General features: G+C 43.6%; 15 protein-coding genes and 1 tRNA gene. 14 read left to right on the forward strand and 2 right to left on the reverse strand.

Annotated elements, in window-relative coordinates; all coding sequences use genetic code 11:
• Positions 1–44 precede the first annotated feature (44 nt).
• From ABK01_RS03075 to ABK01_RS03085, 3 genes are all read left to right on the forward strand, one after another.
• Positions 45–128 (forward strand) — tRNA-Leu (locus tag ABK01_RS03075).
• A gap of 66 nt (positions 129–194) precedes the next feature.
• Positions 195–1,247 (forward strand): s-methyl-5-thioribose-1-phosphate isomerase, encoded by a 1,053-nt coding sequence (locus ABK01_RS03080; protein ID WP_253676211.1) that lies wholly within the window; start codon positions 195–197, stop codon positions 1,245–1,247.
• A 28-nt stretch (positions 1,248–1,275) separates the two neighbouring features.
• Complete coding sequence (locus ABK01_RS03085) at positions 1,276–2,349, forward strand: DUF2804 family protein (protein WP_253676212.1); 1,074 nt, start codon at positions 1,276–1,278, stop codon at positions 2,347–2,349.
• A 48-nt stretch (positions 2,350–2,397) separates the two neighbouring features.
• Here the strand turns inward: ABK01_RS03085 and ABK01_RS03090 are convergent, their stop codons facing one another.
• Positions 2,398–3,546 (reverse strand): glycosyltransferase, encoded by a 1,149-nt coding sequence (locus tag ABK01_RS03090; RefSeq protein ID WP_253676213.1) that lies wholly within the window; start codon positions 3,544–3,546, stop codon positions 2,398–2,400.
• Between the two features lie 204 nt (positions 3,547–3,750).
• Between ABK01_RS03090 and ABK01_RS03095 the strand changes: the two genes are divergently transcribed.
• A complete protein-coding gene (locus ABK01_RS03095; protein ID WP_253676214.1) occupies positions 3,751–4,641 on the forward strand; it encodes a hypothetical protein in 891 nt (296 codons plus the stop codon).
• Positions 4,642–4,653: 12 nt separating this feature from the next.
• The gene (locus ABK01_RS03100; RefSeq protein WP_253676215.1) at positions 4,654–8,130 is read left to right on the forward strand and encodes an immunoglobulin domain-containing protein; all 3,477 of its coding nucleotides are present in this window, start codon (positions 4,654–4,656) and stop codon (positions 8,128–8,130) included.
• An 86-nt stretch (positions 8,131–8,216) separates the two neighbouring features.
• Here ABK01_RS03100 and ABK01_RS03105 read toward each other — a convergent pair whose 3' ends face one another.
• Positions 8,217–8,714 carry a hypothetical protein gene (locus ABK01_RS03105; protein ID WP_253676625.1) on the reverse strand — a complete coding sequence of 166 codons (498 nt, stop codon included), beginning with the start codon at positions 8,712–8,714 and terminating at the stop codon, positions 8,217–8,219.
• A gap of 152 nt (positions 8,715–8,866) precedes the next feature.
• Between ABK01_RS03105 and ABK01_RS03110 the strand changes: the two genes are divergently transcribed.
• The 9 genes from ABK01_RS03110 (at position 8,867) to ABK01_RS03150 (ending at position 15,667) form a co-directional block, all read left to right on the forward strand.
• Positions 8,867–9,202 carry a helix-turn-helix domain-containing protein gene (locus tag ABK01_RS03110; protein ID WP_212566023.1) on the forward strand — a complete coding sequence of 112 codons (336 nt, stop codon included), beginning with the start codon at positions 8,867–8,869 and terminating at the stop codon, positions 9,200–9,202.
• 206 nt (positions 9,203–9,408) lie between these two features.
• The gene (locus ABK01_RS03115) at positions 9,409–10,407 is read left to right on the forward strand and encodes an efflux RND transporter periplasmic adaptor subunit (RefSeq protein ID WP_253676216.1); all 999 of its coding nucleotides are present in this window, start codon (positions 9,409–9,411) and stop codon (positions 10,405–10,407) included.
• A gap of 22 nt (positions 10,408–10,429) precedes the next feature.
• On the forward strand, positions 10,430–11,113 hold the full coding sequence (locus tag ABK01_RS03120) for an ABC transporter ATP-binding protein (protein WP_253676581.1): 684 nt from the start codon (positions 10,430–10,432) through the stop codon (positions 11,111–11,113).
• Positions 11,114–11,478: 365 nt separating this feature from the next.
• Positions 11,479–11,871 (forward strand): type II toxin-antitoxin system RelE/ParE family toxin, encoded by a 393-nt coding sequence (locus tag ABK01_RS03125; RefSeq protein WP_230974568.1) that lies wholly within the window; start codon positions 11,479–11,481, stop codon positions 11,869–11,871.
• Positions 11,858–12,139 carry a helix-turn-helix domain-containing protein gene (locus tag ABK01_RS03130; protein WP_212566025.1) on the forward strand — a complete coding sequence of 94 codons (282 nt, stop codon included), beginning with the start codon at positions 11,858–11,860 and terminating at the stop codon, positions 12,137–12,139. Before ABK01_RS03125 ends, ABK01_RS03130 begins: the two co-directional genes overlap by 14 nt.
• 144 nt (positions 12,140–12,283) lie before the next feature.
• Positions 12,284–13,507 carry an ABC transporter permease gene (locus tag ABK01_RS03135; protein WP_253676217.1) on the forward strand — a complete coding sequence of 408 codons (1,224 nt, stop codon included), beginning with the start codon at positions 12,284–12,286 and terminating at the stop codon, positions 13,505–13,507.
• Between the two features lie 86 nt (positions 13,508–13,593).
• A complete protein-coding gene (locus tag ABK01_RS03140; protein ID WP_253676218.1) occupies positions 13,594–13,902 on the forward strand; it encodes a BrnT family toxin in 309 nt (102 codons plus the stop codon).
• Positions 13,871–14,185: a BrnA antitoxin family protein gene (locus ABK01_RS03145; RefSeq protein WP_253676219.1), complete on the forward strand. Its 315-nt coding sequence runs from the start codon at positions 13,871–13,873 to the stop codon at positions 14,183–14,185. Before ABK01_RS03140 ends, ABK01_RS03145 begins: the two co-directional genes overlap by 32 nt.
• A 258-nt stretch (positions 14,186–14,443) precedes the next feature.
• Positions 14,444–15,667 carry an ABC transporter permease gene (locus ABK01_RS03150; RefSeq protein ID WP_253676220.1) on the forward strand — a complete coding sequence of 408 codons (1,224 nt, stop codon included), beginning with the start codon at positions 14,444–14,446 and terminating at the stop codon, positions 15,665–15,667.
• Positions 15,668–15,904 lie beyond the last annotated feature (237 nt).

Here is a 15,904-nt window from a genome sequence, read left to right on the forward strand (position 1 = left end):
TACTTTACAAAAGAAACTTAATATGCTAAAGTATCCCCTCGAAAGCCGGCGTGGTGAAATTGGTATACACGATAGACTCAAAATCTATTGGGGGCAACTCCGTAAGGGTTCAAGTCCCTTCGCCGGCATGTTCTTCAATTCACCACTTGTTAATCCACCGGTCTTCAATCTATCAAAACTACTAAAAATGAAATATGGAACGAAAAGACGCAGAACTTGCATTTTTATTGCAATACGAAAATGTCGCATGGTATGAAAAAGGACGTGTCAGAATCCTCGACCGGCGCATCTATCCCGAAAAAATAACGTATGTTGAATGTTCTTCGTGGGATGAAGTTCGGCAGGCGATTGCCGATATGGTAACTCAGAGCGCCGGACCGTACACGGCTGCCGCTATGGGGATGGCGCTTGCTGCATATCAAGTACGGAATGAAGGGGCGGAAAAGCAGCGGCACTTTCTTGAAGAAGCGGCTCAGGGGTTGGCTCATGCCCGACCGACGACGGCAAACAGAATGGGACAGATTACTGCGGGCTGCCTTGCTGTGGCTGAAAATGCCTTGAATGCGGGGCAAGATGTAGTAACCGCCCTTTTTAACACTGCAATAGATTCGCTGAATCGGCGCTACGGTATAATGGAAAAGGTTGGAAACTACCTTGCAGAGCTTTTCCCGCAAGGGGGTGGCGTTCTTACCCAGTGTTTTGGAGAAACGATTGTCGGGATGATGCTGAAGGCAGCCCGCGCGCACAATAATCCCGTTAGAATAATCTGTGCCGAAACGCGGCCGTTTCTGCAAGGCGCCCGCTTAACTGCAAGCTGCGCCGCCGATATGGGGTTTGATACCACCGTTATTACCGACAATATGGTTGCATATACGATGCAGCAAGGGCAAGTTGATCTTTTTACCTCGGCAGCGGATACCATTACGCGGGACGGGCATATCGCGAATAAAATCGGCACGTTTCAGATAGCCCTGCTTGCAGAACGGTTCGATATACCGTACTATGTAACCGGCATACCGGATGCAGATAAGAAAAGCGCCGCCGATATCCGCATCGAACAGCGTAACCCTGAAGAAACGCTTTCGTGCCATGGAGTACGGCATACTCATCCTGCGGTAAAAGGGATATATCCCTCGTTTGACATTACTCCGCCTCAGCTTATCCGTGGGGTTGTAACCGATAAGGGGATATACCGTTCCCAAGAACTTGGTGCGTATTTTGATACGCCGCAGGATCGATTCTATTAGATAATTACGAGATTGCTAGGTTATTACTATGGATATACAAAAAGTTCCTTATACCCGCATTATTACTCCGGCTCCTCGCCGCCCTATCGAAAATGGGGTACCGCTCTTCGGGTCGTACTCGGGGATGTTCCATACCTTTGACATACGGGGCGTCAAGAAGCCGTTTGGGGATTTACCGCTTCCTACTTTTCTTACGGATATCCGTGTAACCGATACATTGCGGCTCCTCTTTTGCGATGATAACCTTATCGGCGAAATTGAATTTTTTTATGGCGGATATTTTGCTTTTATGGAAACAACGCTGTGGAACCGCCAGACGAACCGCTTGCTTGCCTACCGGCAACTTTTGCCGCTGGGGTTTGTGCATCTGCCCAAATACATTGCGTACAGCGTTGCAACATGCCGCGTTAAACGGCGGTACGTCCGTATCTTTTCCCGTCTTTCCAAAGGGCTGCTCTATGCCGATTTTGATTTTCTTGCTGCTAACGACCGGCCGTCATGCGAGGGCAGGCTTGATTTTGATTCGCGTTCGCCGCAATGCACCGACTATTCTGCTGTCATTCCTGCTTTTGTGAGCCGCCGGTGCCAAGCCGTGTATTTCCGATCATTTGCCGTAAACGGCTGGGTTACGTTTGGACATAATCAAGATATACAATTAAATAAAACAACCGCGGTCGGCTTTTTGGATTTTCGAAAAACCTATACATCCCCCCGTACAAAGCGGAGCGTCGTTATCGGGCTGGGCATTATTGACGGCACCCAAGTTTCCTTCCATTTAAGTAATTCCATCGCTCCCGACAGCTACAGCTATAACGACAATATTTTATTTTACGGTGGAAAACGCATCCCGTTGCCGCCGGTACGTATCACCTATCCGTTCGGCTCTTCCAAGAATTGGATTATCCAAGATACCGAAAGCATGGTCGATTTAACCTTTACCCCAAGCGCAATCTCTCAGCGGAATCTGAATATCCTCGTTTGGCGGCGGGACTATAAGACCATCTGCGGCACTTTTGAAGGCTCTTTTTTAATTGAAGGCGGTGTAGAGCTCAAATTAAAAGGGTTCCCCGGCATCGCAAAAAAAGTTAGGATGAGAATGTAAAGGACATCGGCAGGTGTCTACCGCAGTTTTTCTCCTTTAGTTTTGTGCTTAGCTCTGTACTTCCGGAAAACGATAGATAAAATCGGCAATAGGTTCCAATCCGTTTTGAATATGCATCGTGTCAATTTTCTCTTCTATAGAATGCAATAAGGAATCGTCGGCGATTATCTCTTTTACTTTTTTTATTATTTTTCGCGGGTGAGGAATATACCAGCCGAGGTTATTGTTTACGACGTAGAGCATATTTCCCAGTTCTTGTCCACGCACATAGCTTGCAAGGATTAATGGCTTTCCAACTGACAGTGTTTCCATAACGGTAGCGGGTCCGCCTTTGGTGATGACACAATCGGATACATTGATTAAGTCGGGCATAAACGAAACAAAACCGAATACCTGAATATTGGTAATGTTCGTAGTTTTAAGCAGAATTTCCAGTTGCGTTTTTAACACTTTATTCTTGCCGCAGATAACAATTAAAAGTGCGGGGCATCGCTGAAAGATAAAAGCGTTGACAATCGCAAGTGTCGATTTTAAGCCTTCCCCCCCGCCGACAACCAGTACGATTTTTTTATCAAGCGGTATGCCATGCCGGTGTTTCGCTGCAATTTTTTCCGCGGCCGTATACCGCCGGTCAAAATTCCGCGAAAGCATAATAGGAAATTGATGAACCTGTTCCGGTTTAAAGCCATAGTGTGAGATCGCTTCTTTTTGCAATTTCTGGGAAAAAACAATAAGCTCAGTATTTTTTGCATAAAACCATGACGGATGTGCGGTGAACGGATCCATCACGATGGAAATTAATGGGATACTGGGATTCACCCTATCGATTGCAATCCGTGCAAGCGGGATAAGTATTTCGTGCAGGCAAATCAGTTTGGTGATTTTTTCGGCTTTAAGAAATGTTACCAGATTTTTTACAATAAACGGACGCAGTAGCCATCTACAAAATGTTAAAATCTTTTTCGATTTTGTTAACTGATAGAACGCAACGTAACCGGGTTCAAAGTAGTTTGAAGTTGCAAGATAGCCTTTTTCAAAAAAAATACGCGAAATCCGATTGGAGCCCTTGAAACCGTTTTGCGGAATATATTCGGCATTATTCGGATATTTTTCCTTTAAGCATGCAATCAAGGCGTTAGCGCCGGAAATATGCCCGCCGCCTGTTTTTAGATATAAAAAGCCGATACGTTGTTTCATTGTTAGCACTATACCAAAAAGAGGTTACAAGCGTAAAGATGATGAGTTGATGTGGTGTAACTGCATTTTTCTGCCGCCGCCATAATAGGTCGATTTAGCAACTGTTGACGGCTTGACAAACTACACATTTTGCCGATAGCATAAATGAGTGTTTGTAAATAACACTGAAAGATGCCCGGTGGTATCTAAAATGAGGTGAAAACTATGCATTTACATAAAAAAACAATTGCGGTGGTAATATTTGCTGTCGCCGCTATCCATTTATATGCATTTGATTCCGGTTTTACGCTGGGACTAAAGGCAAATTTAACCGGCTCTCTTACCGATCCTCGGATAAATAAGAAGGATATGGACTACTTAGGCGGCAACGGAATGAAGGGAATGCTTGGCTATATTACTACCGGCGAAGCTGATTTAACCTATCTTTTTGATTCGATACGCTACTTTCGCTTGCAAGATAACTCGGTATTCGGCGGCTTGGGATGGAGCTTTGCGCTTGGACTTGGGCAAGGCTTTTCGGGACAGATATCCGGTCAATTTAATGATAAGCTGAATGGGGGTAAAGGAAAACAAATCGATGTTTTTTGCCGTGTGCACATGACGCCGGTGCTGACCCTTACCTCAGGGGTTCGTTCATATTTTTTGCGCAACCGTCTGTCATTAGGGGTTAATACCGGCATCAGGATGCCGCTTGATCCGCAGCCTATCTATGAATTGTACACAAACCTTACTCCGGATGAAGTGGAAGAATTAAAAAGAGTAGGGTTGGATTTTTCCAGCGAAACGGGAACGCTCTTAATTACGCAAGAGCAGATGAAAAAAATTAATCCTGTTGGGTTTATCTTTAAGGGGTTTATTGAGTATAATCAGCCATTTCTTTCCAATATGGAAATTGTATTAGGCGGTTTCTTGTCATATACCATATATAAGCCGAAATATGTAACAATGCCGCAAAAGCTTATCGATGCGGCAAAAGCTGGCGGTAAAGCCAAAAACCCGCCTGTTGACGTTGATGTGGTAAATACCCCCATTAAGTCATTTTATATGAACTCATTCGATTTTGGTATAACAATCGGGTTGACGTTTAAAGTATAAGGAGGAGTTCTTATGCGCTTGTCTAAAAAGATTATAAATACGGTTTCTTTAACGTGCTTTACTGCTGTTGCGCTTTGTGTGTTTTCAGCATGTAAACCGGCAATTGGTACCCCGTGGTATCCGCGGTCGGCATCATCCTCTTCCGGCAGTTTTGTTATTACCGGCATACAGGTAAAAGGATTGGATGTCGTCCCTGTTCTGGCGGAAACTCCGACCGATGATGCGGATAAAATAAAGAAATTTTCGGAGGCAAATACCTATGTCGTTACTGTTCCTGCCGATGTTACGGAAATAACGGCTGAGAACATAACGGTTACGGCGATAACATCTCTTTCCCGGAAGGATGCGCTTTCAGTAGAGGTAAAGCTGAATGGAGGCAGCGTTCCATTAAGCGCCGGACAGGTTGTTCCCGTTACTATAAAAATAGCGGATCCTGACGGGAAATATGCCGTGCAGGAAAAAGTGCTGAGTATTACGCAGAGCGAACCGTATGAATTGGAATTAAAACGCCTTACCGTTTGCGGTATCGACGCAATGGCGGGGAACGTTACGGTTCCTTATAAAGAAAATGTTATTGTTGCTTCTAAAATTCAGGCTGAATTCTTATACGGTGAAACCCAAACCGTAATACCAGTAGAAGTGGAAAACGCCCCCGTGTCTTTAAAGGAGAACGAAGAAACCGAAATCAAACTGTTTGTTAGGGGACTGAAGGGGCAATATAAAGATTTTGCACATGTTATCAGCGTAACCAGAGCTGAAAAACCGGAGAACGGAGCGGAAGCCTTAGAGCTTGAAGCCTTATATGTACGGGGTGTGCCCGGCAATATCGCCGGTAGTATAAGCATACCGGAAAATACGGAGAAGCTTACCGCGGACGATATAATCTTATCGTTTAAGACATTCGGCTATATAGCTGCGGAAATGACGCCGCCGGAACTGGTATTTCAGGGAAAGACCGCATCCGCAAAATTTAAGATTTCTGCAAAAGAAGGAAAATACGAAGAATGGGAACGCGAGTTTACGTTTAAAAAAGATGCTGCGGCGGTATATAATCCGCGGGATAAGCACGGCAACAAAAAATACATTGTAAAGGTTACGACCGTAACCGAAGAAGTCAATCCGTTTGACCATTACGATGAAAATTATGAGTTCCCCGCGTCCAAATTCGACGAATGGGTTCTGCACATGCCTTCTATGTCGGGTATTATCGCCTCGTATAAATTTAATCCCGGATCATGGAATGCAAGCCCTGACCCTGACCCTAAAGTGTGGAGTGGAACACCTGATATTTGTGATAATATTCCATCTGAAATAGGTTCCGGTCTTAAAGCTATAGATAATATAAAAATTTATCGGTATAAGACCAGAGCAGAAAGATGGGCGAAAGGTTCTTATACGCCGGTTCCAAATCCTCATGACAATAGATTTTATTTTTACCGCTTTACTGCTGATGCTTCTGGCGGCATAAAATCCGATAATTCCATGTTCTGTGTAGATCGCTATTCTAAGTTCCTTTTTTATTATAGTGATCCGGCTAAGATAAAAAATATTCTCGGCAACAAGCTCCCTACGGAATGGACTGACTATGCTGCTGCTTCTGTAGGTGATCATATCCAATTTGAAGAACCGTTTTATATGAGCGATCCTGTCGGATATGTAAAAGAAGACGGTTCTGTGATATTGTATCAATGGATAAAGGATAATATAAATGCAGCGAATTACCATGCGCAGAAAAACCCCGCTTACGACAAACCTGCCGGTAGAAGTCCGGGAAAAGCGGGCTATTCGCCGTATCGAAAAAATATCATAATAAAGAAGACGGAAGTTACCACGGAGGTAAACCCCCATTATACGGTATCGGAACCGGTTATCGTAGGGCAGCCTGTTTCCGTTTATGCGCGGGTGGGAGATGCCGTATCGCTTGAAGTAAAGGTTTTACCTGTTCCGGAAGGAGAGGTGCTTTCATATCAATGGTATAAAAAGGATAAGGAAAGCGGCAGTGTAGAAGAAATTTCCGGGGCAAATGCAGCCGTTTATACGCCGGATACCTCCTCTGAAATAAACGGACATTGTTATTGTGCCGTAAAGAACACGAATTCCGCTAACGGACAGGTTGCCGAGGTACAATCGGAATCCGCACGGTTGTGTATTTTAAACGGGACGGGGCCGATAAGTGTCGACGCCGAACCGCCTAAAATAACAAAACAACCTGAAAGCCAAACCGTTCCGATAAATGTCACTGCCGAAATAAAGCTCGGTATAGAAGCGGTTTCGGTAGACGGTGGTGAACTTTCATATCAATGGTATAAGACCACAAACCCCGCAGAGGAAGGAGCCGCCGTAAGCGAACCGAGCGATCAAGCTGCGTACCTGTGTGAACCCGATACGTCTTCCACCGGTACTGCATATTATTATTGCCTTGTTACGAACACAAACAATAACGCTGACGGAAACAAAACCGCAACACGGAAAAGCGACGTCGTGACAATTGAAGTTGAAGAAGCGTATAAGGTTATCTTTACCGTGGACGGAAACGGCGGCTCTCTTACCGCCCTTTATGACGGAAAGGTAATAGATTCGGGTTCTTACGTAAAAAAAGGCGGTGTGGTTAAATTTATCGCAACCCCCAAGCCCCGGTACATTGTCAAAGAATGGGCAGGTATTACGCCTGAGGCTTCACTGCCGGATAACACCTTGGCGTTATTAACGGTCGGGAACGAAAATGTTACCGTTTCGATTTCTTTTGAGCCGAAGATGCGCCTTACCGTAACGCCTAAGATTTACAATGAAAGTTTACAGTCTTGGTGTACGGCAGACGGCGATCACTTCAGCCATAAATATATTGACGGTGCTCATTTTGCTCATGATCTTGCCGTTACGGTAAATGCAAATGGCGGTACGGATAACATACAATGGAAATACGACTTTCCTATTGAAGGATCAGATGGCTTGCTCACAGGAATCACAAACGGGGGACACGGTGAATATGTGAAAGAGAACGATTACATAAAACTAGGGAAGGATAAGGAAGACAATAATGTTGCGCTAGCTAAGAATTTCTCTGATTTTTCAGAGATGAATATTTTACTTCAAACATACCTGATAAAATCAAACAAACATGATTTTTGGCGTACTGAAAAGACATTCGCAGGCGGCGGACCGGTATACCCCAAGCAGCCCTTAGACAATAACAGCATCATTAAACTTGTCTACAACGAAACTACCGGAACATGGCGTTTAGATGCAGCTGCACTACAACTTAATCAGCCGGAGCGTGTAACGATCTCCTATGACGAAAATTTTACCCTTGCCGATGGCGAAGAAAAAGACTTTGTTATTACGTATACGGTTAATAACAACGGCTATAAACATGACGAAGACAAAAAATATAAAAATATGGACGATGGTGGAGAGAATGAAGCCAGTACAAGATCAAAGGGCACGGTAAAAGTAATTTATACGATAGGGTGGAAGTTAGGTACTAATTAGTGAATTAAGAATTCATAATTAAGAATTGAGGAAAAGCCGTTTTGCGTTGGGGAAATCCTACATAAAACGGCTTTTTTAATTAAGAATTAGTTTATCGCTTCTACCTCTGCTTTGGTAAGACCGGTTGCTTGCGCTATCTTTTCCCGCGAAAGGCCGAATTGCAAGAGATTTTTTGCCGTTTCGACTATGAAATCGTCACTATGCGTAGCGCAAGCCGCTGTAACAGTGACAAATTCAGTGGCTGCCTGAGCATTCTGCAAGATTCCTGATTGGTAGTCATGAGAAGTTACACAATTTCCGAAATCTCTGAAATTGTCGCTATGCGTAGCACACCCCCCCATAACGCCGATACCTTCACCAACCGCCTGAGCATTCTTCATGTTGCCGATAATTTGATTACCTGCTTCAATAACCGGCTGAAGATTTTTATCCTTACTCAGAGCATTTTTCTTAATTTTTTTATTCATATTCTCATGCTCTTTCCAGATTTTTGATTGATCTTCACAAGAAGCATCAGTTGCATCTGCAAATCCAAAGCAGATAAAAGCGGTAAGCACCACAAGCCCCATAAACATCTTTTTCATAAGATTCTCCTTAAAATACTATTGGTAATCGCTAAAAAACGAAGCTTTTAGAGATTCCTTGTTATCTTCAATACTGAAGACTAATTAATAATAATACACAGCACTTACTATTGCCAAGTTGATAATACCTACTTTTATCGTAATATTTTACTATGACTCAAATAGAATTACGGGGATATCTTTCACAAAATATAAAAACATACAGAAAACGACTTGCATTAACGCAAGAAAAATTAGCTGAAAAAACGGGGCTTTCTACGCAAACTATTAATGATATAGAAGGATGCAGAACGTGGGTAAGCGATAAGTCTCTTATAAAAATAGCAGAGATATTACATACCACGCCTGCTGTGTTACTTTTCCCGAAACAAGAATCCGCACGTACAACATTTAGTGAAAACGATATAGAAATAGCAAAAATAAAAGCAGAGCTGACCGCAGCGATTAATGCGCAAATTCAAGAGGTGTTTTTACCGTATCAAAAATGAACCTTTGCGACATTATACTTACTGCGCCAAACGTCTTACACCCGTTCTGGATCTTTTTTGATGCAGTTGTCTTGCTAATAATATAATTGGAGATTTGTTAAAAAATAAGATAGCAAAAATTGATTCCGATTCATTCGCACTCGGTGTGATCAATATTTTCTATACGCCCGAATCGAATTTTTATACGAACTAATTTGGAGGACACGATGAGTCTCAATAAACAGCCGCTGACGGCACGACAGCGAAAATCGCGGAAAACGAGAATTATTGTTATTGTATGCATAGCGGCGTTGGTAGGCGGCTGGTATGTTTTTATGAAGCCTAAAAATACAAAAACAGGTGATTTGCCGCCTTTGACGGTAAAAAAGGAAATCGAACATAATCAAATTGAGGTGTCCGGTTATATCGAAGCGGCACAAACGCAGGTTTTAGAAGCGCCCGGCGAGGGATTTATCGAGCAAGTGCTGGTAAAAGAAGGCGACAGGGTGAAAAAAGGCGCATTGCTTTTTGCGCTTGATACCGACAAACAGAGTTATGCTGTTGCAGAACATGCTTTTGCGATAAAACGGGAGCAAATTAACGGCGCCTCGCAAAAGCTGAGCTTGATGGAACAGGAACAGCGGCTTTTGGAAAAACAGCTCGCCGACCGCAAAGTGTATGCCAAATTTGACGGCATCGTTGCGGCTTTCACGATTTCGCAAGGGCAATACGCCAAGGCAAAAGATACCTTCGGCACACTGATTGACCGCAGTTTTCTTAAAGCCACGGTCGAAATTGCCGAAAGCGATGCGTCCCGGCTTGCAGTCGGACAAAAGGTTGATATGACATTCCCCGCCGAACCGGATATTAAAGTGCAGGCGGAGGTTATCTCCTATCCGGCAATCGCACGCTTAACCAGCCTTGGGCGGACGGTTGTCGATACGCTGATCCGGCTGGATAATCCGCCGGAAAAAATTCTTCCCGGTTATTCTTTTAATGGAACCATCGTAACCGGCGCCGACTCCGAAGTGCTTATAGTAGAGCAAGATGCCATCCGTTATGTGGAAGGGAAGCCGTTTGTCGATAAAATCGATGGCAATACCACACAGGAAATTCCGGTAACCGTCGAACCGTATATTAAAGGCTTTGTGAAGATTCTCTCCGGTGTGCAAGAAAACGATGTGCTGAAAAATCAAGCAAAACTGAACAACGATAGAGATTTCTAGGAGACGCATAGTGAAAACAGGGATGATTGTCTCCCTTGATTCGGTGGTAAAAACCTTTTTTATGGGAGAAAACGAAGTACATGCCTTGCGCAGCGTCTCGTTCGATATACCGGAAGGGAGCTTTGTTTCGCTTATGGGGCCGTCCGGTTCAGGTAAAACGACGTGTATGAATATGATCGGCTGCCTTGACCGTCCGACGGCAGGGGCAATCTATGTTGACGGAGAAAACACTGCCGAAATGACCGAAAAAGATTTGGCATTTTTGCGGAATAGAACGATCGGGTTTGTCTTTCAGCAGTATTTTCTTCTGCCCACGCTTACCATTCTTGAAAACGTGATGCTACCGCTCCGGTATCAGGGGCTGCCTGCCTCCGAACGGAAGAAGCTTGCCGCCGAAGAGCTGGATAAAGTAGGATTGAGCAACCGCCTCAAGCACCGTCCGAGTGAGCTGTCGGGCGGACAAAAACAGCGTGTTGCCATTGCCCGCGCCCTTGTAACTCGTCCCAAGCTGATTCTTGCCGACGAGCCGACCGGAGCGCTCGATTCCGAAACAGGTCAGTCCGTACTCGATCTTTTTTTTGACATAAACCGGCAAGGCACGGCGGTTATCATTGTTACCCATGATCCGGACATCGGTGCGATGGCGCCGCGCTCCATTCACCTTAAAGACGGAAAAATCATCTCCGACACGGCGGATAATTTTTGAGAAATGGACAAGGGAAGAATTATATCGTGTCTAAAATATTTATTGATACAAATATACTCGTTTATACCCTTGATTCAACTTTGCCTTGCTATGCACTTTAACCGCTTCTTGTAACGCTATTTTTTCTTTAGCAAAGAATTTGACCGATAGATATTACGAATTTTTTAGGAGAACCTATGAGATTACATATACAACACATACGGGACGGAGCCCATGTTTGAAGATATCCTCTCAGCCTTGCAAAATTTCCGGCACAATAAGATGCGCACGCTCCGATGCTCATATTGTTATGGGTATTATCATCAAGTAAAGAAAGTTTTACAAAAACGCTTGATTTTGTAACAATATACTGTTACAATTTAACCATGAATAAAAAAGAATACGTTTTATATACGGGAGAAAAATTCACTGTAGAATGGTATTTTACAATAGAAGGTAAAAGTCAGCCCTTTGATTATTTCAATGAACTTGACTCCCAGCAGCAAATGAAATTGTTATATTTGGTAAAACGTATGGGCGATTTTGGAAAAATTGCAGATAAAACGAAATTCAATTTTGAGCATGATGGAATTTGGGCATTTAAACTCAATCCGGACAGATTTCTTTCATTTTTCACAAGCGGAAAGAAAATCATTATAACAAATGCTTTTGAAAAGAAATGTGACAAATTACCACGTACAGAAAAAGCTAAGGCTGAAAAGTGCAGAAAGGATTATGAACTGCGCGTAAAAGGAGGAACTTACTATGACAACATTTGACAGATTAATGCAAAACTCAAAATTTAAAGCTGAGTTTGAAAAAGGCTACAATGAGTTTTTAATTTCAGAATTCATGATTGAAAAAATGGAAGAAGAAAATATTTCCGTCAGAGAATTGGCAAAACAAGCAAAAGTGTCTCCCACCACAATCCAAAACTTACGCAGTGGAAATGCAGAAACAGTAAAATTCAAGACACTTTCAAATATTATGCAAAAATTAGGATATGTATTACAACCTGTGAAGGTGGTAACATTACAACAGAAATAAAAGACATAGGAAATAAGCGAAAACAGCTAACGCCCGCTTCAACATGGCCTTGCCTTTGGCAATGTAGATTAAGCAAATGTTAGGCGGGACGTTTTCTAGGAGAACCTATGAGATTACATATACAACACATACGGGACGGCGATCATGTTTGAAGATATTCTTTCAGCCTTGCAGAACTTCCGGCACAATAAGATGCGCACGCTCCTGTCGCTTTTAGGAATTATGATTGGGGTATGCTCGGTTGTTATTACGATGAATTTGAGCCGCTCGCTGGAAGCAAGCGTTGCTTTGGTGTTTAAGGATTTAAGCAGTTCGATGGTCGCCGTGTGGCCTTCGTCGTGGCGGAATGCTGCTATTACATTTAATGACCGTTATGCTGATATGCTGAAAAAAAAGATACCGCAGATAAAACGCGTTTTTTGGTTTGATTCGTTTAATGCTGCGGTCATGCGCGGCCGACTGAATGCCGGATCTAAAGAATGCTATGGTATAGAATACGGGTACATGGAAGCGCAGAAATGGCATCTTGACTACGGTATGGGTTTTACCGCTTCGGATTTTATGACCGGTGCGCAGAAGGTTATTATCGGGGAAGATATTGCCAAAGGTTTATTCCCTGAAGGAGGCGCCGTCGGCAAGAAGCTGACGTTATCGGTAAATAACGGAAATGCTGCGCCGCTGCTTTTTACGTGTACGGTTATCGGTGTGCTTAAAACAAAAGAAACGGCAATGGGACAGATGCAGCGGTATGTACTGATACCGCGTTCGTTTATGGCAATGCAGCTTGGCCGCAAGAAAGCTGACTCGGTTGATGTTGAGTTGTACGATACAGTCATGGATATCGAAGCGGTTGAAGAGGCAATTAAAGCAGCATCCGACGAATATGCAAACAGTAAAAATACGGTGCGGATATGGTCGGCACAATCGATGCAAAAGCAGATTCAGAGCAGTCTTGCGATGATTGCCGCCGTGCTATCCGGTATTGCAGGGCTTTCGCTGTTGATAGGCGGTGTCGGCATTATGAACATTATGCTCGTAACCGTTGCGGAGCGGCGACAGGAAATCGGCATCCGTAAAGCAATCGGCGCTACGACGGGGGCAATCCTTTCGCAGTTCTTAACGGAATCGGCAGCCATCAGTATTGTCGGCGGCGGTATCGGTCTTGCAGCAGGTTTTTTAATCAGCCTTGTTGCCGTTACGCCGATTTTATCTCAGTTCTCAGGCGGTAGCGACGTTGTGTTATCGTTCAATATGCGGGGTGCGTTGATGGCGTTTTTGATTTCCGCAGGCGCAGGTATTTTCTTCGGGCTGTACCCCGCATGGCAGGCCGGCAAACTCGATCCCGTCAAGGCGCTGGAGGAAACATAAACACTGCATCCTGCGGAATAGAGCTTCACACTTTAACCTTCTTATAAAAAATTGACAAAAAGTATTACATATTGTATGGTGAAAATATGGAGAACGAAAGAACAATACAGCGTCTTTTTGAATGGGATTATGAAAAAGAACAACGTAATATAAAAATACACAAAATTTCATTTGAGACTGCAAAGCTCGTTTTCAATGATGACAATCGTATCGAATTTTTTGATGTAAACCACAGCGATATGGAAGATCGTCTTATCACAATAGGAAAAGTAGATAAGGTGTTATTTGTTGTTTACACTGAGCGAGGAGATAAGACGCGGATTATCTCCGCAAGACCTGCCAATAAGGCAGAAAGGAGACTTTATGGCAATAGTTACATCGGTTCTTTATGGTAGTGAAAAACCAACTAAAGAACAAATCGAAGAGATTAGACAAGCTGCAAAAATGCCAATTGTATATGATGAAGATTGTCCTCCTCTAACAAAAGAGCAACTAAAGGAATTTGCACGTATAGCAAAAGAACAGCGCAAACTCCGAAAAAAACAGGTCGTAGCAATCCGACTTTCTCCTGAAACAGCCGGGAAAGTCAAAGCACTTGGCAAAGGGTACAGTTCTGTTTTAAGCCGTATTATAGACGAAGCATTCCGAAACCCCGAATTTTTGCATAAATGTTTATAATACAAACTCGATCCCGTCAAGGCGCTGGAGGAATAAGTGTACATATAATCTCCGTTTGTGCAAAATTTTGAATAAAATTTTGCACTATTTTTAGAAAAGAGGGGTAAACGCATCAGGCCGAGTAGATATAAATCGCGGAAAAATTGAGACTGTGAGACCATTTGAACCGCGAAGAGGTTCAACTCTGGTCGAATAGTATCAATTTTTCCGCGGGGATATAAAAAAATCAGACTGATGCGTTTACCCTGAGGATCAGCTATGTTGGAAGATTTTATCAATGCGTTCGGTAATTTCCGCAGTAAAAAATTGCGGACGGTACTGTCCCTGTTGGGCATTGCAATCGGCGTTACCGTTGTGACGGTTATCAGTAACATCGGAAGCTCCATGAAGGTAAGCATGGCGAAGTTATTTAATCTTGATACGATGAATATGATTCATATCGAGCCTCGGTGGGATTTTGATAAACAAAAGCAGAATATCAAGTTGACCGAAAAGTATCGCGAAGCGTTGGAAAAAAATGTACCGTACGTAGAAAACGTATTTTATTCAGGTCTTTTCAATGCGACGGTTTCGCATAATTCGTTTTATCTGAAAAATCAGCGGATAATCGGCATTGAATACGGGGTGCTTGAAGCGAGCGGGTATGAATGGTCTTATGGGAAGAGTTTTAGCCTTGATGATTTTGCGAACCGGCGGCACAAGATTATTCTGGTTGAAGATGAAGCAAAGGTTCTGTTCCCCGAAGGCAATGCGGTTGGAAAAAGGGTTACACTTACCGTTCCGTATAATCAGGGGCGCCAGTTTATTCCATTTTCATTTGAAGTATGCGGTGTTGTAAAGCCGCGCAATCGGTTTTCCACTATCGGTTCCTTTATGGTGCCGCGTTCATTTGTTGCGGAGGATATGGGTATCGGCAAAAACAATTCGAGTATTGCTTCGGTGCAGATTTACGATCCGGCATATATTGACGAAGCAACGGCGCAGATAAAGGCATTTTCCGATTCGTTTGCCAAAACAGAAAACGCCTTATGGACGTTTTCGGAAAAAGACTTGATGAACCGGATCAATTCGCAAATCGGGCTTGTCAGCGTCGTGCTTACGGTGATCGCGGTTATGTCGCTTTTGGTCGGCGGCATCAATATTATGAATATTATGCTGGTTACCGTAACAGAGCGGAAAAAGGAAATCGGTATCCGCAAGGCACTTGGAGCAAGCGAAGCGGTTATCCGCAATCAGTTTTTGGTTGAATCCGCCACGTTGAGCTTGACAGGCGGTATATTCGGGATATTGTTTGGCGGAGGACTGAGCATACTTTTGGTACAGACCGTCTTTCAGTCCGACAATTTTAAGATGGTCTTTAGCCCGAATATATCAGGGTCGGTTATTGCATTTGCCGTGTCCATCACCATTGGGATTTTCTTCGGTCTCCGGCCGGCGGTTAAAGCCGCTCGGCTGGATCCGGTTGTTGCATTGGCGGATTGATTGATGATTCGTGCGGATTTGTGACAAGCGCAAATCTCGTGCCTGTATGAAACCACCGCCATCCGTGGCGGTACTGATACGTGTTATCGTGAAAATCATAACTGCCCTGCTTTTATCTTAGAACCATCCTTGGAAATAAAGCGGGTTCTTAGGGCAGAGCCCTAAGTCGCCGTTTTTCTTTAGATGGGGTCATAGGGGAAGACTTTTCTTTTTATCGAAAAAAAAGAAAAGTCTTCC

This window comes from Treponema sp. OMZ 305 (assembly GCF_024181325.1).
GTDB lineage: Bacteria > Spirochaetota > Spirochaetia > Treponematales > Treponemataceae > Treponema.